The organism is Pseudomonas sp. AC239 (assembly GCF_979258545.1).
This window is the reverse complement of record NZ_OZ409864.1, coordinates 4,794,009-4,814,088: the sequence shown is the minus strand read 5'-3', so window position 1 is coordinate 4,814,088 and position 20,080 is coordinate 4,794,009. Positions and strand designations below refer to the sequence as shown.

The 20,080-nt window shown below is 58.4% G+C and carries 15 protein-coding genes and 1 pseudogene; 6 read left to right on the top strand and 10 right to left on the bottom strand.

The window, feature by feature from the left end; genetic code table 11:
* Nucleotides 1–553: 553 nt before the first annotated feature.
* From ACZ0AZ_RS22025 to ACZ0AZ_RS22000, 6 genes and pseudogenes are all read left to right on the top strand, one after another.
* Nucleotides 554–913, top strand: a complete 360-nt coding sequence (locus tag ACZ0AZ_RS22025; protein WP_039760423.1) for a DUF6124 family protein — start codon at nucleotides 554–556, stop codon at nucleotides 911–913.
* Nucleotides 914–1,050: 137 nt separating this feature from the next.
* A complete protein-coding gene (locus tag ACZ0AZ_RS22020; RefSeq protein ID WP_463570676.1) occupies nucleotides 1,051–3,828 on the top strand; it encodes a hypothetical protein in 2,778 nt (925 codons plus the stop codon).
* 560 nt (nucleotides 3,829–4,388) lie between these two features.
* Nucleotides 4,389–4,748, top strand: a complete 360-nt coding sequence (locus ACZ0AZ_RS22015; protein ID WP_463570678.1) for a DUF6124 family protein — start codon at nucleotides 4,389–4,391, stop codon at nucleotides 4,746–4,748.
* A gap of 324 nt (nucleotides 4,749–5,072) precedes the next feature.
* Nucleotides 5,073–8,420, top strand: a complete 3,348-nt coding sequence (locus ACZ0AZ_RS22010; protein WP_463570680.1) for a hypothetical protein — start codon at nucleotides 5,073–5,075, stop codon at nucleotides 8,418–8,420.
* A gap of 39 nt (nucleotides 8,421–8,459) precedes the next feature.
* Nucleotides 8,460–8,636, top strand: a pseudogene (locus ACZ0AZ_RS22005) (DUF6124 family protein); the annotation flags it as partial.
* A 541-nt stretch (nucleotides 8,637–9,177) separates the two neighbouring features.
* Nucleotides 9,178–9,672, top strand: coding sequence for a hypothetical protein (locus ACZ0AZ_RS22000; RefSeq protein ID WP_463538130.1), 495 nt, complete (start codon nucleotides 9,178–9,180; stop codon nucleotides 9,670–9,672).
* Nucleotides 9,673–9,823: 151 nt separating this feature from the next.
* Here ACZ0AZ_RS22000 and ACZ0AZ_RS21995 read toward each other — a convergent pair whose 3' ends face one another.
* The 10 genes from ACZ0AZ_RS21995 to ACZ0AZ_RS21950 form a co-directional block, all read right to left on the bottom strand.
* On the bottom strand, nucleotides 9,824–10,804 hold the full coding sequence (locus ACZ0AZ_RS21995; RefSeq protein ID WP_463538129.1) for a LysR substrate-binding domain-containing protein: 981 nt from the start codon (nucleotides 10,802–10,804) through the stop codon (nucleotides 9,824–9,826).
* 162 nt (nucleotides 10,805–10,966) lie between these two features.
* Nucleotides 10,967–11,914 (bottom strand): peptidylprolyl isomerase, encoded by a 948-nt coding sequence (locus ACZ0AZ_RS21990; RefSeq protein ID WP_463538128.1) that lies wholly within the window; start codon nucleotides 11,912–11,914, stop codon nucleotides 10,967–10,969.
* Nucleotides 11,911–12,381 (bottom strand): YbjN domain-containing protein, encoded by a 471-nt coding sequence (locus ACZ0AZ_RS21985; protein ID WP_129998655.1) that lies wholly within the window; start codon nucleotides 12,379–12,381, stop codon nucleotides 11,911–11,913. The genes ACZ0AZ_RS21990 and ACZ0AZ_RS21985 overlap by 4 nt, the downstream gene beginning before the upstream one ends.
* Before the next feature lie 17 nt (nucleotides 12,382–12,398).
* The gene (locus tag ACZ0AZ_RS21980) at nucleotides 12,399–13,028 is read right to left on the bottom strand and encodes a DNA repair protein (RefSeq protein ID WP_463538127.1); all 630 of its coding nucleotides are present in this window, start codon (nucleotides 13,026–13,028) and stop codon (nucleotides 12,399–12,401) included.
* A 17-nt stretch (nucleotides 13,029–13,045) separates the two neighbouring features.
* Nucleotides 13,046–14,743: a putative porin gene (locus ACZ0AZ_RS21975; protein WP_129998653.1), complete on the bottom strand. Its 1,698-nt coding sequence runs from the start codon at nucleotides 14,741–14,743 to the stop codon at nucleotides 13,046–13,048.
* 39 nt (nucleotides 14,744–14,782) lie between these two features.
* Nucleotides 14,783–15,487, bottom strand: a complete 705-nt coding sequence (locus ACZ0AZ_RS21970; RefSeq protein WP_129998652.1) for an energy transducer TonB — start codon at nucleotides 15,485–15,487, stop codon at nucleotides 14,783–14,785.
* A gap of 3 nt (nucleotides 15,488–15,490) precedes the next feature.
* Nucleotides 15,491–15,916: an ExbD/TolR family protein gene (locus tag ACZ0AZ_RS21965; protein WP_003201710.1), complete on the bottom strand. Its 426-nt coding sequence runs from the start codon at nucleotides 15,914–15,916 to the stop codon at nucleotides 15,491–15,493.
* Nucleotides 15,917–15,927: 11 nt separating this feature from the next.
* Nucleotides 15,928–17,727, bottom strand: coding sequence for a DUF2341 domain-containing protein (locus ACZ0AZ_RS21960; protein ID WP_463538126.1), 1,800 nt, complete (start codon nucleotides 17,725–17,727; stop codon nucleotides 15,928–15,930).
* A gap of 12 nt (nucleotides 17,728–17,739) precedes the next feature.
* Complete coding sequence (locus ACZ0AZ_RS21955; RefSeq protein ID WP_463538125.1) at nucleotides 17,740–19,338, bottom strand: ShlB/FhaC/HecB family hemolysin secretion/activation protein; 1,599 nt, start codon at nucleotides 19,336–19,338, stop codon at nucleotides 17,740–17,742.
* Between the two features lie 54 nt (nucleotides 19,339–19,392).
* Complete coding sequence (locus ACZ0AZ_RS21950) at nucleotides 19,393–20,004, bottom strand: transposase (RefSeq protein ID WP_463538124.1); 612 nt, start codon at nucleotides 20,002–20,004, stop codon at nucleotides 19,393–19,395.
* Nucleotides 20,005–20,080 lie beyond the last annotated feature (76 nt).

Sequence of the window (20,080 nt, the reverse complement as noted above, 5' to 3'; positions counted from 1 at the left end):
AATTGTGGGAGCCTGCTTGCGAAAGCGTCGGCTCAGTCATTGAAGTGCCGACTGGCAGATTGCATTCGCGAGCAGGCTCGCTCCCACATTTTGATCCAGCCCGGGCACAAGCCCTGTGAGCACTGAAGATTCCTGTGGGAGCGAGCCTGCTCGCGAAAGCGACCTCACAGCCAACACCTGTTTCCTGGCACAAACGTCTACCGTGTAGTCGCCATTTTTTGCCTTTTAAACTTCTCTGTTTAAAAGACACCTCCAGACACGCCTTCCAGGCTACAAATTCTTGCGCCATTGCCTACAGCTACGCCAGAATCCGCCGGCTTGTGCGCCTTGGGGGCGGGTTCTATCGTAGATCGGTCGCTGATCTTCTTCAGTGATCGGGTTTAGCAGCCCGGATTTTCTCTAGACGCACAAGGTGTCTGCCGTTATGGCGGCTTTGCGTGGGGCACTTCGGTGCGCCGGGTTCTAGAGTCCTGGTCTGCTAACCCGCGTACAGCCGCCACCTCCTTCGTTAGCAGCGAACGGTGGCAGCTTCACCACTCTAGAGGCTTCACCCATGATCAAACCAACACCCAACCCACCCGAATCCGACCCCACCTCCCCCTACGAATCCCTCGATTCAAAAAAACTCCACCAAGCCGCCGACCGCGCCCTCGACCACTACCTCTGCCCACCCGGCTCGACCCCACCGCCCTACAGCCCCCGCGCGATGTACGCCGTCACCGCCGATACGAAAAACGAAGACCTGCTGGCCAACGCCTGCGAAACCCTCGCCTCAGCCAAAACCATCGCCCAGGAATTCGCTGGACTGGTGAAACCATCGCAACGCCGGACGCTGATGGGGATCGCGCAACTGATCATGCTCGGAGAACTGGCGGTGAATCGGGTGCTGGATAATCTGGAATTACCGCGGTAGCGGGTCTCGCGACAGGCTTTGAATAAGGCGCCGGCAGTGCCGACTCCTTCGCGGGCAAGCCCGCTCCCACAGGGGTTTGTGTCGCTCACTCGGCTGCAGTTACAGCGCTGAATTTGTGGGAGCGAGCTTGCTCGCGAATGCGGAAAGTCGGTAACTGCAGCTTCGACTGGCAGACTGGAATCGCGATCAGACTGGCTCCCACAAAAGGAGCGCAAGCCAATGCCTGGCTCGACCGCTCGTCTGAAAAGAGCCTTTACCTGTCAGATCTGACAGGTGTGCATTTTTTGATTTCGCGCTCTGATGGTTCCAGTCTCTCCATCTCGGGAAATCGGACCATGACAGCTTCCAAGAAAAATACGCTGCAGTTGATTCCACCGAAAATCAAACTGCAAACCAAACCTATCCGGGGCGCGAACGTTGGTGTGCCGTTGCACGCGCTGATTCCCTACCCTGGGGCTATTTTCAGAATGGCTCAGGTCGTGATAGATCCAATACTCGCTGGCACTGTTGAACAAGGTGATGAAGTCGAGCTCTGGGCAACTTTTGATTCCCTGCCCCAAAAAAACCACTGGACCACAAACCTGCCCCGCTCAATCAATGCGCCAATGCTGTTGGACACCACAACCATTAAAGACGTGAACGCCGAAATAGCGTTATTCATATCGGAAGGTCAGTTTTACTACGGCGTTGTCACTCGCCTCTATTACATCATCAGGCGCGCCAGCTCCAATATTGGAGAATCGCCAGCGCTCACCTTTATCTTCAACCTCATCCGACCGGGGCTGAAGGATCGTCTTACCGTTCCGGGCGGACATTCCGAACTCAAACTCCTGCTACCCGACAGCATCAAAAATGGCGTAGGTGCTGACTTTGTCAGCGCACAGGTAAGAGTCCAATACCCTTACTGCCGGGCATATGACTTGATTACCTTGATCTGTAATGGCGAGACCCTGGATGTGGAAGTGCAACCCACCCAAGCACCTGTTCCGCCCAGTCACGGTTCCGAAACGCCACTGAACATTGAGATAACCGTGGACAAGGCTTTCCTGATGAGAGCCAAACGCAACGATAACAAACTGGATTTTTTGTTCACTGTCCATGACCAGCTACTCAACTCCGCAGATCCAGACGCTCCTCGATCTCCGCCTCAGACGGTAGACGAAGATCTGGATGGCCTGCTGTTTCTTAAAGCAATCCTGCGGGAAATTGAAGGCGACACATCGGATGAGCCGGACATTATCGATCTGAAGAAACTGGCAAAAAATGATTTGACTGTGGCCATCCTGACCGCAGATGGCCGTATCGCTGTAGGCGATGAGATTAAGGGTATTTACACCGCAACTCGTACGGGCTTTCCCGATATTGTCGAACCACTGAACGGCACCGTGGAAAAAGGTGATTTCGAGCCCAAAAAAACCTGCATTCTCAAAGTACCCAACCACATGGTAATTGCGGGAAGCACGGTCACGGTGACCTATGAAGTGAAGCGAAACGGCGGCCTTTTGGGCAAATCCCAAACGGCCAAAGCCCAAGTTATCGGCACCAGTCTTGAGCTGAAACCACCCAGCGTCCTGCAAGCCAACGGCACAACCCTGGCGCCGCTCGATGCCCTGAGCAAACTCACCATCGCTGTCCCACAGGGCAACACGCTGCCTAGCGACTTGCTCAGCGTCTGCTGGACCGCCAAACCCGGGACACACGCTGAAGGCTCGATCATCACGACGCCAAAACTCATCAGCGAGATTGGCCTCAACAACGATCTCCCCCCGCAATTGATGGCGTACAGTCTGGGCGGAATGGTCAGCGTCAGCTACGTTATCACTCGCGATGGCGAAGAACTGCCTTCCGAAACACTGACCCTCACCGTGCAAGACCTGCCGCAATCAGCGCTTATCGCCCCAAGGCTGAAAGAGGCGGACGCCGACGGCGAAGGCGCGGAACTCAAGCTCGCCAACCTCACGCCCGAAGGCAAAATGTGGTGCCCGGGCTTCCCGCTGATCGCCGAGGGCCAATTCGTCTGGCTGTTGTTCAAGGGTACGAACGCCAATGGCACGCCCTACCAGGAATACATCTGGGCGCCGACGTCTGCATTTGTTAATGCGCAGTGGGTCAAGGAAGGCTTCTTTGAAGCGTTTGCGCCTTATGGCGATTTAATTGGGTTGCAGGATGGCAGCAGCCTCACGATCGAGATGTTTATCGCGTTTGGGAAAAGCGAAGAGCTGGCGTTGGCGAAGCGGTTTTTGGTTCGGAGTTATATAATCAGTGCTATCCCGGATCTGGAGATCGATACGACTCCGCTGGTCCTGGATGGCCCCCATTTTTTTCTTGCACCCGCCCCCTTTACACCTCCGTTTGATTCGACAGCGTATTTACATGATAACGCGCATAAGACCCGGGAGGCTCGAGGCGGAATTCCTCCTTATGAGTACAGTTCATCAAACGACGGCGTCGCTTCAGTTGATGCTTCTACAGGGCACGTGATTTCGATCCGAAACGGCACCACCCATATCAACGTGCGTGACACGATGGGGAATAACGCCAATTACGAGGTGACGTGTAAAAACGTTTTCGAAGTAGTTTATAATTCCCAACCACGCAGCCATTCACAGGCTGAATCATGGATGTCATCTATAGGCGCCCAGCTATTTCCAGATTATTTTCTGGTCACATCAAACCATCCCCTTGTCGTAGCCGCGTGCTTTAGCTTTCAGAAATTAAACTCATCGCTCGTTGAATATTGGTACACCGCTACCAAGGCTGCTGGCGGCGGCGGCTACTATTCGGGTGTTATTCGCATCCCGGGAAAAGAAGCTCAATGGCAGCACCCGCCTTATGTCCCCGGCCTAGTTAACGTTATTCACTACTCTACGACTGCTCAATACGGCTCAGTTGGATACCGCCACAGAAACCTTTAGGTAAAATCTCACCGCTTCGTTTAATGACGGCTAAAACTTACGAATTCAGGGTAAATATCATATCTGCTGACCAGCCTAACTTTAGCGATGGCGTAATAATTGAAAGCTGGATAAGAAAAGGAGAAGAAAGAGCGCTTTTCAGAGCCAAACAAGGCACGCCGCACTGCGATAAAGTACGGACTTACTGATGAAGACCGTGTTCGCGCTCCGACAATTTCCCAGTCTTTGGAATTTTAAACTTTTGCGTTTAAAAGACACCTCCCGCAACGGTCTCAAGACTACAAATCCTTGCGCCATTGCCCACAGCTACGCCAGAATCCGCCGGCTTGTGTGCCTTGGCGGCGGGTTCTATTGTGGTGCGGTCGCTGAATGTTCAGTGACCGGGTTTAGCAGCTCGGCAAATTTCAAGGCACGCTGGCTCCGCCTCTTTTTATGGCGGCTTGCGTGGGGCACTTCGGTGCGCCGGGATCCTTGAGCCTGGTCTGCTAACCCGCGTAAAGCCGCCACCCTCTTCGTTTAGCAGCGAAGGCTGACGGCTCCATCTCTCAAGGAGCTTTACCATGACCAAACCCACACCCAACCCACCCGAAACCGACCCCACCTCCCCCTACGAATCCCTCGATTCAAAAAAACTCCACGAAGCCGCCGACCGCGCCCTCGACCACTACCTCTGCCCACCCGGCTCCACCCCGCCGCCGTTCAGCCCCCGCGCGATGTACGCCGTCACCGCCGATACGAAAAACGAAGACCTTCTGGCCAACGCCTGCGAAACCCTCGCCTCAGCCAAAACCATCGCCCAGGAATTTGCGGGATTGGTGAAACCATCGCAACGCCGGACGTTGATGGGGATCGCGCAGTTGATCATGCTCGGAGAACTGGCGGTGAATCGGGTACTGGATAATCTGGAGTTGCCGCGGTAGCGGGTCTCGCGACAGGCTTTGAATAAGGCGCCGGCAGTGCCGACGCCTTCGCGGGCAAGCCCGCTCCCACAGGGGTTTGTGTCGCTCACGCGGCTGCGGTTTCACCATCGATTTTGTGGGAGCGAGCTTGCTCGCGAAAGCGGTTTGTCAGTCACTGTAGCTTCGACTGGCAGAGCATTCGCGGGCCCCCTCCCACAGGGATTTGTGTCGCTCAGCGGTCGCCGTTCATCGGAAAACACCTTTCACCTGTCAGAGTTGACAGGTGCGTAAATCGCCCAGGCGCGCTCTGATGATCTCTCGGTAATGCCACCAGGAGCGTCGACCATGTCCGTTATCAAGCAGCGCAAAAGAAAAACCGTGGCCCTGTCTCAACCTCGGTTGCCCAATGCAACCAAGCCCGTAGTCGGTGCGAACTATGGGGTGCCGAAACATGCATACGATCTTCAGCCCAGGGGGTTAAGGGTTGATATTGATCCGCCACCCTCTGGTCTGATCGTTGAGGGCGACAGGGTTCACCTGGTCGTTAACGGCAAGAGAGCCGAAGGCAGCAAAGTCATAACGAAGGAAGAAGAAAACCAAGTCATTACTTTATATCTGCCCAAAGGCCTCCTGCTGCCAGAACGGGTCAACGACTTTTACTATTACGTGGAGCGCCCAAGCGGCAACCACAGTCAGTCAGACCCGCCGCAGAAGTTGCTTTATAACGCCATACGTCCCGGCAAGGAGGACACCACGCCCGGTGACGGCGCCCATTCCAGGTTGAAAATAACCTTGCCAAATGACGTGGTCAAAGACGGAATTGATGCAGAGCGAGCCAAACAGGGGGTATTGGTCAGCCTCTCCTATCCCTATTGCCGGGCGCATGACGCAATCTGGCTGAACTGCAACGGCGTGGATGTACCGCACGTGGTAACCGAATCAGAAGCACCCGCCATTCCGTCAGATACGCCGACAACAATTGCGGTGCTGGTCGAGGAAGCTATATTCCTGCGCGCCGGCGACAGCCCTCGATTTGTTTTCTCTTACACGGTGATCGATCAGCTCGGCAACGGTCCGGATACCGACTCACCTTATTCCGGTCAAGAACTGATCGATGTTCACGTGGAGGAAGATCGCTTTGCGAAACCGATCTTGAGGGAGAAGCTGGATGATCCTACTGACGAACCGGACATCGAACTCGGCAAACTGAAGGACGACCCGCTAAAGATCGTTATTGCGCCGACAGACGCTCGCTTTGTGGCGGGTTACAAGGTCACGGCGTTCTACACCGTCACCCGCCCCGACGATTCCACTGTGAACGATAAACAGACCAAAACAGTGGAAGTCGACCAATTCGGGCAAAAGAAACTTGTCGTTATCGAAGTACCCAACGAAATGGTAAACATCGCAGGAAGCACGGTCAGTGTGTTCTATGAGGTCCGTCAACCAGACAAAGGCGACGGTAGCCCGGGTGATCTGGTGGGAGTTTCCAATACCACTACTGCGAACGTCGTCGGGGCGGGCGTTGCGCCGACTATCAAGTCAATCACCGGCTCGCCCAGCAACGTTGAAATCCCGGACGGCGGCATCACCGTCGATACGGCCGTGACACTGTCCGGTGTCGCCGCCAAGGGGCAGACCGTTGAAGTGTTCGACGGCGTAACCTTGAAGGGCTCGGATACCGCCGATGTAGCCACCGGCGTCTGGACCGTGCATGTCACGGGGCTGAGCGTCGCCGCTCATAGTTTCACCGCCAAAGCAAACGGCCAGACATCCGTCGCGTGGAGCTTGACCGTAACGGCCGCCACTGCGCCCACCATCACTTCAGTGAAAGACTCCAAACAGCAAGAGATCGAGAACGGCGGTATCACCGTCGATACGGCTGTGACACTGTCTGGTGTCGCCGCCAAGGGGCAGACCGTTGAAGTGTTCGATGGCGTAACGTTGAAAGGCTCGGATACCGCTGATGCCACTACCGGCGTCTGGACCGTGCAAGTCACGGGGCTGAGCGTCGCTGCTCATAGCTTTACCGCCAAGGCCAACGACAAGACATCCGCCGCGTGGACTCTGACCGTGACGGCCGCCACCGCACCTACCATTACCTCGGTCAAAGACTCAAAAGGCCAGGACATCACTAACGGCGGCGTCACCGTCGACACGGCCGTGACACTGTCCGGTGTCGCCGCCAAGGGGCAGACCGTTGAAGTGTTCGATGGCGTAACGTTGAAAGGCTCGGATACCGCCGATGCCACTGCCGGCGTCTGGACCGTGCAAGTCACGGGGCTGAGCGTCGCTGCTCATAGCTTTACCGCCAAGGCCAACGACAAGACATCCGCCGCGTGGACTCTGACCGTGGCAGCAGCCACCGCGCCGACCATCACCTCCGTCAAAGACTCAAAAGGCCAGGACATCACTAACGGCGGCATCACCGTCGATACGGCCGTGACGTTGTCCGGCGCTGCCGCCAAGGGACAGACCGTTGAAGTGTTCGATGGCGTAACGTTGAAGGGCTCGGATACCGCCGATGCCACTGCCGGCGTCTGGACCGTGCAGGTCACCGGGCTGGGCGTCGCTGCTCACAGTTTCACCGCCAAAGCAATCGGCCAGACATCCGCCGCGTGGAGCTTGACGGTAACAACCGCCACCGCACCAACCATCACCTCCGTCAAAGACTCAAAAGGCCAGGACATCACTAACGGCGGCGTCACCGTCGATACGGCTGTGACGCTGTCTGGTGTCGCCGCCAAAGGACAGAAGATAGATATCCGGGACAACGACAAATTCGGAGTGGAAGTCGTAGCTGATGCCACCTCCGGCGAGTGGAAATTGCCAGTTACAGGGTTGACCGAGGAGAAACACAGCTTCGTCGCCAAGGCGAAGTACGGCGCGGGGCAGAGTTCGGCAGAGAGAGAGCTGACGGTGACGGCGGAGGTCATACCGACCATCGACCTGATAAGAGACTCAATACGGGACAACATCGCGCATGGAGAAACAACAACAGATACCTCTCTTATATTCAGTGGTATCGCAAGTAAAGGTCAGATCGTTCGGCTTTATGACGGCATCATTGAAATAACCTCGGACATTTATGTACAGTCAGATGGCACCTGGAGCCACAAAATTGAAGGTCTCACTCTGAAACTACATAGCATTACGGCGAAGGGACATTATGGGAGTGGGGCGGTCTCTGCGCCACCAAGAGACTTCATCGTAGCGGATCATATAGAGGAGAATTTCGACAAGACCCCGCCGCAGGAACTCTTACTCAAAGGTGAAACGATAGTAACTCCTATCCTGACAATAGAAAGGACGGTAGAAAAATATCCACACCTAGGTAGAAGCACAGGTGTCCGTCCTGCCATTCGCCCGACCACCGGCCAGATAGACGGAAACGTTTATTACCTCTCTGTATCCGGCTACCTTCAAAGCGAATCTTATTTACGTTTTAAAACGCACTATAAAAAAATTTCGTTTTGGATCGATTTCCTAACTCCTGACAGCCTGACATATTGGGACGTTGCGCTAGTGCTCGACAATAAAATTGTTAAGAATCTCTACATGGAAACTTCCAACGGCACAAGGAGGTTTTACGAAGCAACGTCAAGCGCCCCATTTGACGGGATGTTTGCGAGCATAAGAACGAATAGTTTGGTAACGATCACGTTTGATCACATTCGACTATATCCAAACTAATACGATGGAAAGCGCAACGTATGTCGTCAAAGCCGACACGAAAACGAAGACCTGCTGGCCAACGCCTGCGAAACCCTCGCCTCATCCAAGACCATCGCCCAGGAATTCGCCGGACTGGTGAAACCGTCGCAACGCCGGACGCTGATGGGGATCGCGCAACCGATCATGCTCGGAGAACTGGCGGTGAATTGTGTGCTGGATAATCTGGAGTTGCCGCGGTGGCGGGTCTCGCGACAGGCTTTGAATAAGGCGCCGGCAGTTCCGATGCCTTCGCGGGCAAGCCCGCTCCCACAGGGGACTTGTGTCGCTCACACGGCTGCAGTTTCACCGCCGAATTTGTGGGAGCGAGCTTGCTCGCGAAGGCGGAGGGTCAGTCACTTAAGCTTCGACTGCGAAAATGCATTCCCGGGTAGGCCCCCTCCCACAGGGATTTGTGTCGCTCACACGGCTGCAGTTTCACCGCCGAATTTGTGGGAGCGAGCTTGCTCGCGACGGCGGATGTTCAGCCACTGAAGCGTCGACTGGAAGAATGCCTTCGCGGGCAAGTTGGGGATGCACAGAGCACTTTCGACCGTCCGTCCGGAAACCGCGCGCACCTGTCAGATATGACAGGTGCGCAATCTGATTTTTTGCCGTCCAATCATCCCGTCACTTCCTGCCAAGTGGTTCGCTTCACGAGTCGATTTTCAAAGGCGGTATCGACGAGATAAAACTTGTCACCCTCATTCCCAAAGCAAAAATTAAAGAGGTTTAACAAATGTCACCCAACGCCCAAAATGAGGCCTATACAGAAGAAAACTTTGATCAATTACCATTAAAAAATCTTGCGGATAACGGCGACATAATCGATAGCCCTTCAATGATCATCGTAAGAACTTTCCCGGCTAGTGATGCGAACCAGCAAATAGGGATTAGGCCTTCAGATATTTCCATCCCTGGGGAAATGAGCGGCAACGTCTTCTTCGTACATACAAACAGTCGCGCCGCACCTATCGTTACGCTCCATACCAAGGGTAGCTATAGAAGAATCAGTTTCTGGCTCAGGAGCTTGACCAAAAATCTTCCGGTTGCCGTCTTGCAGTTTATGAAGGATTCAAGAGTTATAAGAACTACACCTATGTCCGCTGACGTTACGCAACGTGCCGTTTTCTGTGAAATTTATCTAACGAGTGAGTTTAATAAAATAAAGCTGATTTCGGCAGACGCCCCAACCCATGACTTTCAGATTGATAATATTCGGTTATACAAGTAACCATGCGCTCACAATTTGTGCGATTCGTGAACACGTGAGCCTCACTGAAGACTGTGAGAATGAGCCTGTCAGCGATGACGTCGGTTCATTTGATATGAATGCCGGCGGCAAGATCGCATTCGCGAGCAGGCTCACTCCTACAGGGGGCGCATCAGCGCTGGAACCAATCGTGGCGTTCGTTGAAGGTTTGCTGGATGAGGTCGGTGAGGGCCTGGATTTCGGGTGCGTTTTGTGAATCGGTGTTGATCGCCAGCCACGCGCGTAGCTGCATCGGTTCGGCGAATAATCCAGGCAATGCGATCAAACCACGATCGAAGCGGCTCATGTATGAGGGCAACAACCCAATGCAGGCGCTGCAGCGAATCATCTCTAACATCAATTCATAAGATTGCATCTGCACTACACCAGCCAAGCGCTGCTCGACCAACTCATTCCACGGTCGAAAACTCTCAACCCGCCGATCATGCTGCCATTGCACCAACATGAAGTCCGCCAGATCATCCGGTGTTTCTGGTCGTGCAGTCACGCGGCTGTAGCGCTTGGCGATATGCGGCAGATACTCAATCGGCGCAAGGCATTGCGGTTCGCTGGTGGCAAACGCTGGGCCGGGATTAGGGCTTTCGCCGGGCGTAAGCCATAGGACGATGTCAGCGCTGACTGCACGCAATGCCAGTTCGCTATCCAGCGCGATGATTTCCAGACGCAGGCTGGCATTGCGGCGCAGCAGTGCGATGAGGTCGCGGCCGAGGATGTCGTGGAGGATGGATTCGGCGATGGCCAGACGGATCAGTGGTTGTTCGATGACCGGGAGTTTGCGTTCGTGGGCCAGGGTGATGAGTCGGGCCTGCAACTGTTGGCCTTCGCGGGTAAGGCTGAGGGCGCTGCCCTGGAAGCTGAACAGGCTGTGTTGCAGTTGCTGTTCAAGTTGCGCGAGTTGTTTGCGCAATAGAGTCGAGCGTACGTTGAGGCTGCGCGCGGCTTGCATGAAGCAGCCGCAGCGGGCGCTGGCGAGGAAGTATTGGGCGACTTCGTTGTCGATGGTCGCGGCCTGGTTGAGCCAGGGTTCGGGTTTGGTTTGGGGCGAGTGGTAATCAGCGGTGGCCGGGCGTCCTGCGGGTTCGGTGAATGACATTGATGACTCCCTGTCGATCTTTGTAGTTGCCTTGAGTGCGCCATAGACCCCTGTGGGAGCGAGCTTGCTCGCGAAAGCGTCAGCACATTCAACATATTTGCTGACTGATACTCCGCTTTCGCGAGCAAGCTCGCTCCCACAGGGGTTGTGGTGTAGGTGAAATCAGTGTTTTTCCTCGAGGATTTTGTTCAGTTCAGCGCCGTCAATGCTCAAGGTGGCGGTGTTGAGCATGCCGTCCAGGTAAGCCTGGGCGATCTGTTCCTGGCGTTGCGCGCGCAGGGCCTGGGTCAGTTGGTCGCGCAGTTCGTCCAGGGTTGCGGTGCGGGCCGGTTGTTGTTCGGTGAGTTTGATCACGTGGAAACCGGCAGCGCTTTGCACCGGATCTGACACGGCACCAACCTTGAGCCGCGCCACGGCGCTACGTACTTCCGGCACCAGTTGTTGCAATGGTTGCAGGCCGGTATCACCGCCCCGCTCTGCCGTCACGCGATCCTGTGAATATTGTGTAGCGAGCGCCGCAAAATCGGCCGGCGCTGCCTGAGCTTTCTTGCTCAACTCAAGTGCTTGCTTGCGCACCGTTTCCGCATTAGAAGCATCACTGACACCGAGGAAAATCTGACTGACCCGGTACAGTGCCGGCGTCTGCCAATTGGCCTTCCCCGCGTCATACGCCTGTTGCAACTCAGCCGCGCTCGGATACTCCGCCGGCACCTGACTCACCGAGCGCAGATAATCACGAAAGACGATCTGCTCAGTCGCCGCTCGGGTCTGCCGGGCAACGTCCGGTCGTTGCGCCCAACCCTGCGCACCGGCCTGTTCCAGCACCGCTTTTTCGGCGAGTCGCGCACGAATCCAGCGCTCCAGCGCCTCACGATTACCGCGCAGTTGTTCGCGGGTTTGCGCCGGGACAGTGGCCAGCAGGGTCTGCAATTCCTCTGGCGAAACCTGCTGGTTGCCCAACCTCGCGACCGCCGGCCCGGCTGCAACCGTCATCACCGGCGACGGCTGCTGGGCGGCCACCGGGTCACTCCCCGGTCGCAGCACCAGCGCCACGGCCACCACCAACAGCGCCACCGCTCCGGCGCCGATCACCATGGCAGGCTTCTTCACAGCGCGACTTCCTCTTGTTCGGCGACCGCGGATTTGGCGGTTTGCGCAGCAGCGGTCTGACTGAAGTCGCGCAGGTAAACGATGAATTCCTGCAACAGGCGATCCCACAATTCCAGATTGCCGCGCAGGTGCTCGTTGCTCACGCCAGCAGCGACGACTACGTCCATTTCCATGACTAGAAACTCGCCCTGCAACGACAACCGCGCAAACCGCCGCGTCGCGTTCCACTGCTCGGCGACGCCCTCAGGCAACTCACCCTGCACACGCAGCGCACAGCTGAAAGTGAAATCAACAAAGCCGCCCTGCTCCACCGCCGGATTGCCGAAACGCACGGCGTAGCCGATGCCCTGGCTGGCGCTGAGCAACTGGACGATGCCGTTCTGTTCGCTCTGGTTGACGCGGTAACCGGCGGCTTGCAGGACGTCGGTCAGCGATTGCGGGGAAACGTGGGTGATCAATTGAGTCATGGCTTTCTTCCTTGCTATCAGTGAGCGATCGCGGCGTGCGGCGCGTCGAATTGGGTCTTGTACAGCTCGTCGCCAAAGCCTTGGGCCAGTTCATCGAACTTGACCCGGGCGCTGCCAGCGAAGGGCTGGCGGATTTTCATCACCTCGGCGACATCGATGTTTTCGTAAGCCGTGAGGATCTGTTTGGCGACGCCGTACATTTGCTGATTTTTGGCTGAACATTGCTGCACTTGTGTGTCACGTTCCGCCAGTTGCGCCTGTAGCTTCGCGCGCTCGGCCTCTTTGCCGCGAGCGAGGACGAGCAATTCGTCATAGGCTTTTTTGAACTTGCCGGTCTGTTCGGCACTGGCCGCCACTTGCGCCTGCGCCTGGCTGTGCAGGCTCTGTTGTTGCCCGGCCAGTTGCTCGGCAAGACCTTTGGCTTTGGCCAATTCGGCAGTCAGTTGCTTGATCTGCGCTTGCGCTGCCTTGGCTTCGTTCTGCGCCGCCAGTTGCGCGGCGCTGGCCTGCGCCTGTTGGCTTTGCAGGGCCTGCAATTGCTGGGTGGTGCTGCGCAATTGCGTGCGCAGGCGTTCTTCCATGCCTTCGGCGCTCGCCCCGGTGGCAATCAACAAACCCAGGCCCAGCGCGAGAAAACGCGTGTTCATAAAGCTCTCCCGGCGCTTTAGAAGCGCGTGTTGATCTCAAGCTGCAAGACGTCGATGTCGAACGGCGCGCCGTACACCGCTTCGGTGCTCATCCAGCGGCCGGTGGCGGAAACGTTCTTCGCCAGGCCGTAGTTGCCGCCCATGAAATAGCCCTTTGCATTGGTGCCGCCGAGGTGGAACGACGAGTCGTTGAAGCCGTCCGGCAAGGCGTCCGGCTGGATGTACTTGTAGCCGGCGAACAGGTTCCAGTCGCCTTTGCGCTTGAGGTCCAGCGCGTTGCCGAGGGTGAACTGCACCATCCACGCGTTGGCGCCGCTTTCGATCTCGCCGTTGCTGTCGAGGTTATTGACGATCTGCCCGGCGGAACGCTTGCGCATCTCGCCTTCGTCGTAGCTGAGGTTGTGGATGTAGTTGCCCTGGCTGCGCAGTTTGAAGTCCTGCGGCAGGTCGGCATCCCAGACCACGTTGAGATCGAGCAGGTTGAACTCGGACGCGAGGCCGACAAATTGCGGCTGCGGCGTGGCGCTCGGGTTGAGCGGGTTCGGCGTGATGTCACGCAGCAGGAACACGCTGTTGCCCTTCTGCATGAACGCCGCGCGAGTGCCGTCGCTGTCGCAGCCCGGCGCGCCGGCCCACGGTTCGCAAGGGCTGGAGCGCTGGCCCTGAATGTCGTCGAAGCGGTAATAGGCCAGCGCACCTTTGAGGCGGTTGTTGCTGTTGATCGCCCATTTCGCGCCGAGCTGCGCGCCGTACAGCCACTTGTTGTCGCTCTCTTCCTTGTCGAAACCGTTGCTGCTGGAAGTGTCGTTGGTGTAATCCACCGGGAACGCGCCGACCGTACCGAACACGCCCCAATCGCGGTTGAGCTTGTGATCGAAAATCGCCGCCACACCGTCGAAATTCAGGTCGTTGGAATAGAGCATGTCGGTGGACATGAACGGGTTGGCGAAGCGCCCGCCGGTCAGGGTCAATTCGTCCATTGGCTTCCAGGTCAGGTAGCCCTGATCGAGCCAGATGTCCTTCTTGGCAAAGCCGCCGCCGAGGTTCTGCGTGGTCGATACCGGGTTGTTGTCCGAACCGGTGCCGATGCGAATGCCGGCGGTCCATTCCTCCGAAATCACTGCTTTCATGCCCAGGCGAGCGCGCAGGCGAAAGAGGTTTTCGCGGTCCTCGCGAGTGTTGAGCAACGGCGGTAGACTGGTGCTGCTGTTGGGGTTCACGTCGTACGGGCCGTTGTTGTTGAGCTTGGCGAAGTCGACGATTTCGTTGCTGTTGTTGCCCGAGTAGTAACGCGATTCGTCACGCAGACGAATGTCGCCGTCGAAACTGATGCGCGAGGCCCAGTCGGGGAAGGTATTCGGCGCTGCCCAGTTTTCCTGTTTGGCGGTGGCCATGACCTCGGCTTTGACCTGATCGCGGATCTGGTCACGCACCGCTGCAGGCACGTACTGCACGCGCACATCCCCCGGCGCTGCGACCGGTCCGGCCGCGACGGCGGTGGACGCGGCAGCCTGTTTCGCTTGGGCCGCTTCGTTCTGCGCCTGAGCGATCAGCGCGTCGGCCTTGTCCTGTTTGAGAATGCCCTGCTCGACCAGCAAGCGGATCAGATTGATCGTGGCGTTCTCCGACGGCGCAGGCGCTGCCACGGCCTGACCGACCAGGGTCGCAATGACCATGCCGACCGCCAGGGACAATCGATTCACGTTGGAAATCATCTGCACACAACTCCTTTTGCCGAAGCTTGAATAAGTGAATTAGCCCGGACGCCGCCCTTGCAGGGACAGGCGCACGGGCAAAGTGATGGAGGCCGGAGGCCGTTCGCTGAGGGCTGGCGCACCGCGTAATGCGCCCAGCACTTGAGTATCGATTTGCGGCTTGCCGCTGGACTTGATCAGCTCGACACGGGTGATCTCGCCGACGCTGCTCAGCCAGACATCGGCCTGCAGTGAAAACGCGAGGTTGCGCAGCTCGGGGTTCTCGCGCAGCAAACGCTGGAAGGTGAACGCGAGAAACTGGCTGTACGTGCCCGTACCCAACCGCCCACCACCCGCGCCGGCCATGCCGCCGCCCTTGCCCGCGCCGATGTTGAAAGCGTCGCTGCCGGACTGCGCGTCGCCGTCCATTTGCATTGGGTTGGCCAGATCGTCCGCCGGCGATGGCGGCGCCTCTTCTTCAGGCTTGACCTCCTCCGGCTCCGGCGTTGGCTCGGGCTCGACGACCTTTTCTTCCACCGGCGTTTCCGGCTCTGGCGGTTTCTCCGGCGGCGGTGGTGGCGGTGGCGGCAACGGGATGATCGTCGGCACCTTCGGCGCTTCGCGACGCACGCCGGCCATGTCGTTGGCCCACTGCCAGAGGAACCACGCGGCGAACGCGCCGACCAGCAGCCCGGCGCCCCACTTCACATAGCGCAACGGCGACTTTTTCACGGGCGGCGGTTCGATCGGGAGTTGTGCGGTCATGACTCAGCCCTGACTCGGTTTGCCGGTGACGAGACCGACCTGGGACAGTTCGAGCCGGCGCAGCAGGTCCAGCACTTCGATGACTTTCTGGTACTGCACCGTCGCATCGCCACGCACGATCACCGGGAAGTCCGGGCTCTGCGCTTTCTCGATGCGCAGGCGTTCTTCCAGCTCGGCCAAGGTCACCGGATAGGCATCGAGAAACACCTGACCGCCGTCGTTCACCGAGATCGCCTTGGTCTTGGCCTCTGACAGCGACACCGACGCGCTGGCCTTGGGCAGGTTGATCTGGATCCCGGAGACCTGCGCGGTGGCGGTGAGGATGAACATCACCAGCACCACCATCAGCACGTCGACCAGCGGAGTGATATTGATGCTGTCCACCGCGGCATCGTCGTCATCGTCGTGGGAGGCATTTACGGACGCCATGTCAATGCTCCTCAGGCCGGTACGGAGTGGTGGGCGTGATGGCCGCGCTGATGCGACGTTTCACTGAACTGGCTCTCGCCATGCATTTCCGCCAGACGGGTGATGAACTCGTCGACGAACACGCGCATGTCGGCGCTGACTTCCTTGTTGCGGGTAATCAGGCGGTTGTAGCCAAACAGCGCCGGGATCGCGACGAAAAGGCCCATGGCTGTGGCCAACAGCGCGGCGGCCATACCGGGAGCGATGGCGTTGATATTGACGTCGCCGGCCATCGCCGTGCCGAGGAACACCACCATGATCCCCAGCACCGTGCCGAGCAGACCGATGTAGGGGCCACCGGCGATGGCGTTGGACAGGGTCGAGAGTTTCGAACTCAGTTGCTGGTTTTCCCGGGTGCGCACGCCGTCCATCGAGCAGCGGATGGCTTCGATGGTGGCGGCGGAAACCGACGAAGTATCGGCGCCCTGCTCGCGGCGGGTGCGAATCTCTTTGACCGCCACCAGATACAGGCGCCACAGCGAGGAATGCTGCAGGCGCTGCGCCAGTTGCGCGTCGTCGGCGAACATCTCCAGGCGCGTGCCGACCTTGGCGAACTGCACGCGGAAGTCTTCGTTGGCAGCGGTGACGCGGCTGAGGCTGCGGTTTTTGCGCAGCATGATGATCCACGACTGGAACATCATCAGCACCAGCACGGCGATGATCACCCAGGCGTCGATTGGCACCGCGTTGAGCAGGAAACCGAGGCTGCCGAAACCGAATCCGGACTGTTCTTCATCGACGCCATAGGCGACCAGTTTCGACTCGGCGCCTTGCGAGGTGGCATCGGCCAGCAACAGCGCGGCGGGACGGGCGACTTTCGACAGGCGCAGTTCGTCGATGGCGCCAGCGAATGGCTGGAACGCGCCTTGCTGCAGATCGGCACCGATGGCCATGACCGAGTTGAACGCCGGCATCGCCTGAGCCAGTGCAGCGCTTTCGCGACCGTTAATGTAGAGGGTGACTTTCGAACCCTCAGCGGTCAGCGCAACGTGTTGCCATTGCGCCGGAGTCAATGCCTGGGTAGCAGCGGCGCGCTGGCCGTCGATTTCCACGAATGGCAGACCCTGGCTTACGCCGACCAACAGACTTTGCGTGCCTTCGCGTCGAGCGAGAATCAGTTGCTCGCCACTCGCCTGATCCAGACGCAGCCAGGCGCTGAAAGTGAACGCGCTACCCGCGTTGTGTTGCAGCGACGGACTGGCCGGCAGCAACAACGGCTGACCGCTGAACTGCAAGGCACGGCCGACGACGCCATCGATCGCTGTGCCGGTCGCGCTTTGCGCGGTGTTGCCGTACGCCGTGGTGTCTTTCGCCGGGGTGCCGGTGGCGCCGTCGAAGTGATACAGCGCGGTGTAATTCGGATCGAAGGTGAGTTGGCCGTTGCCGGTGGCCGGGGCTTTCTGGTTGCCGTAGTACATCCAGATGTCCTGACGCTGACCGCCCTCTACATTCGGCACATCAACCCAGATCAGCGCCATGCCCATCAGCGCATCGAAACTTTCGATCTGGTGGTTGAGCACGGTCTTGTCATCGGCGGCGACGAAGCGCAGATCCGAGCCGTCCTCTTTCACACCGTCGAAGGTGAAGTTGCCGGTGTGCAAGCGCACCAGTAGCGCGGTGCGGCCAAGGGCCTGATTGATCGCCGCGCCTTGCGGGGTGGTGTCGACGGCAATCTGTTTGCGGTAATGCCAGTCGTCCTGCCACCAGGCCTGAGCCGTGGCCGGGAGCACAAAGCCCAGGCAGATCAACAACGAAAGGAAGAGGCGTTGCATGGACGTGCTCCGTTAGAAAGTGGCTTGAAGGTTGAAGTGCAGGCGCGATTCCTGCTTGGAGGTGTTCGGCCCTTCGAGTAGCGGGTAGCCCCAGTCGAGGCTACCGGACAGCCATTTACTGAGGCTGGCGCGGGTGCCGAGGCCGACGCTGGCGAGGGCGTAATTGGCGTCCTGATCCGGTAGTTCATCGCGCAGGTACAACTGCGCGCCTTCGGCGAAGGCATAGAAGCGCCAGTCCTGCATCCACGTGCCGGCAAATTTCGCCAGCGACGGTGTGCGCAATTCCTGGCTGAGCAGGTAGCCGTCATCGGCTGTGCGTTCGGCGGCCAGATAGCCGCGCACCGAGGTGGCGCCACCGGCGGAGAATTGTTCGTTGGAAACCAGCGGCCCCGAGGCGAGTTGGAATGCGGCTTTGCTTGCGCTCTGCCAGTCGCTGTCGAAGGTCCAGGTGTAGTTGGTGTCGCCCTTGAGCACGGCGAAACTCGGTTTGGCGCGGTAGCGTTTGTAGTCGAAGTCTTCGTCGTCGCTGCCGTAGCCGAATACGCTGCGGGTGGCGGCAACCAGGCTCAGGCCGAGGCCGAGCTGGCTCTTTTCGCTGTAGCGATAGCCGTTGTAGGCGAAGGTGAACGGCGCGTATTTGAGCGGTACCTTGTCGCTTTCGCCGGACAGGCTCAGGCGCTCGTCGAAGTCCTTGAAGTCGATGCCGGCCGACAGCGAGTTCGACCAGTTGCCGCTCGAGGGCAGCGTGTAAATCGCCGCGACGCCGTAAGAATGACCCTTGCCGAGCACGTTGCTGCCGCCGATGGTGGCGACATTGCTGTCGGACTGATAACCGGAGAACTGCACGCTCCAGCGCTCGCTCAGCGGCGCGGTGTAGGACCCGGACCAGACCTTGGCGTTGTCGGTTTCCTGCGGCGCGGTGAAGAACGTCAGGTTGACGCTGTGACCGAGCTGCCAGAGGTTGTTGTAACCGAGGCTGGTGACGCTGCGCAGCTTTTCGGTGTCGGCGCTGTAGTCGTTATTCAGGCCGACACTGGCCGTCCATGGATTCTGGTCCTCGACTTGCAAATCGACGTCCATGGTGCCGGGACGCTGGCCTTCCCGCACCAGTGGCATCACTTGCCGGCCGGGCGTTTTGTTGAGCTGCGCCAGTTCGCCCTGGACCTTGGCGAAGTCCGGCACCTCGCCTTCCTTCAGCGCCGGTACGTTGTCGCGGATATCCAGCGGCGAATAGTGTTTGGCGCCGACCACGCGCACCCGGCCGACCTTGGCTTCACTGACTTGCAGATAGACGATTCCGTCGGCCACGGCCTGCTCGGGCAGCTCGACAAACACCGATTGATAGCCGCGTTCCTGATAGGCCTTCTGCAACGCATCGCGCGCGCCTTCGATGTCGCTCAAGGCTTTCTGTGGGCCGAGAAACGGGTACACCGCTTCTTCGATCGCCCGGGCATCGAGCACGGTGTTGCCGCGCACGAAGTATTCGTTGACGTCGACCAGTCGCTGCGCGGCGGGCGCTGCTGTGCCCTCCTCGGCCAGCGCCGGCTGCGCGCCCGCCGTCACCAGCAGCCAGCCGCATAGCGCCAGCCGTGACGTGAAAATCCGTTCCACACTACCCCCTGAAATTCGCGATGACCTGTGGGCGTTAGCGCCCGGTGTGTTGCGTCAATTGCTGATCGTTGTGGCGCAGGCGTGCTTGCCCAGCCAGGTGTGCAACAGCGCGAAGTTCAGCGAGAACTCGGGCATTTGCAGCAAGGCGCCGCAGAACACTTCGCCGATGATTTTCTGAATCAGCAGCACCGCGCGCGGCTCGTTGAGCAGCGTGGCAATGTCGCGACTGAGGGCGGTGAAACTCCAGACTTTCTGGTTCAGGCCGAGGCCAACGAACCAGCGGAACAGCAGGTTGTAGTTCAGCTGTTCATAGAGTTGCTGTTCGCTGGGCACCGAATAGAGCAATTGCAGGAGCAGGATGTGCATGACCGTTTGCGCGGGAATGAGCATGCCGGGCGCGGTATTGAGGTCGTGCAGAAGGTCCTGGTGGGCGTCGAGCAGATCGTCGATCTGCGGGCGCAGCAGCACCAGCGAATGGCCCGGCGGAATGTAGCTGGACACTTCTTTCAAAGCGCCCTGCCAGTCATCCTGCGAGACGATCCAGACCCACGGCGCGCCGTAGCGATACACCGAAACCGGCTTCTTGCGCGCGGCTTCGACGATCTTCGACAAGCGTTGATCGAGCTCCTGCATGCCCACTTTCGAATAGCGTTCCATAGTCCCCATTGCCTCGCTCCCGGCGTCCCGCCTCGGCTTGCAAAGTGCGCCCCGAAAGGCCCCTCAAGCGCGTTACACAGGCATG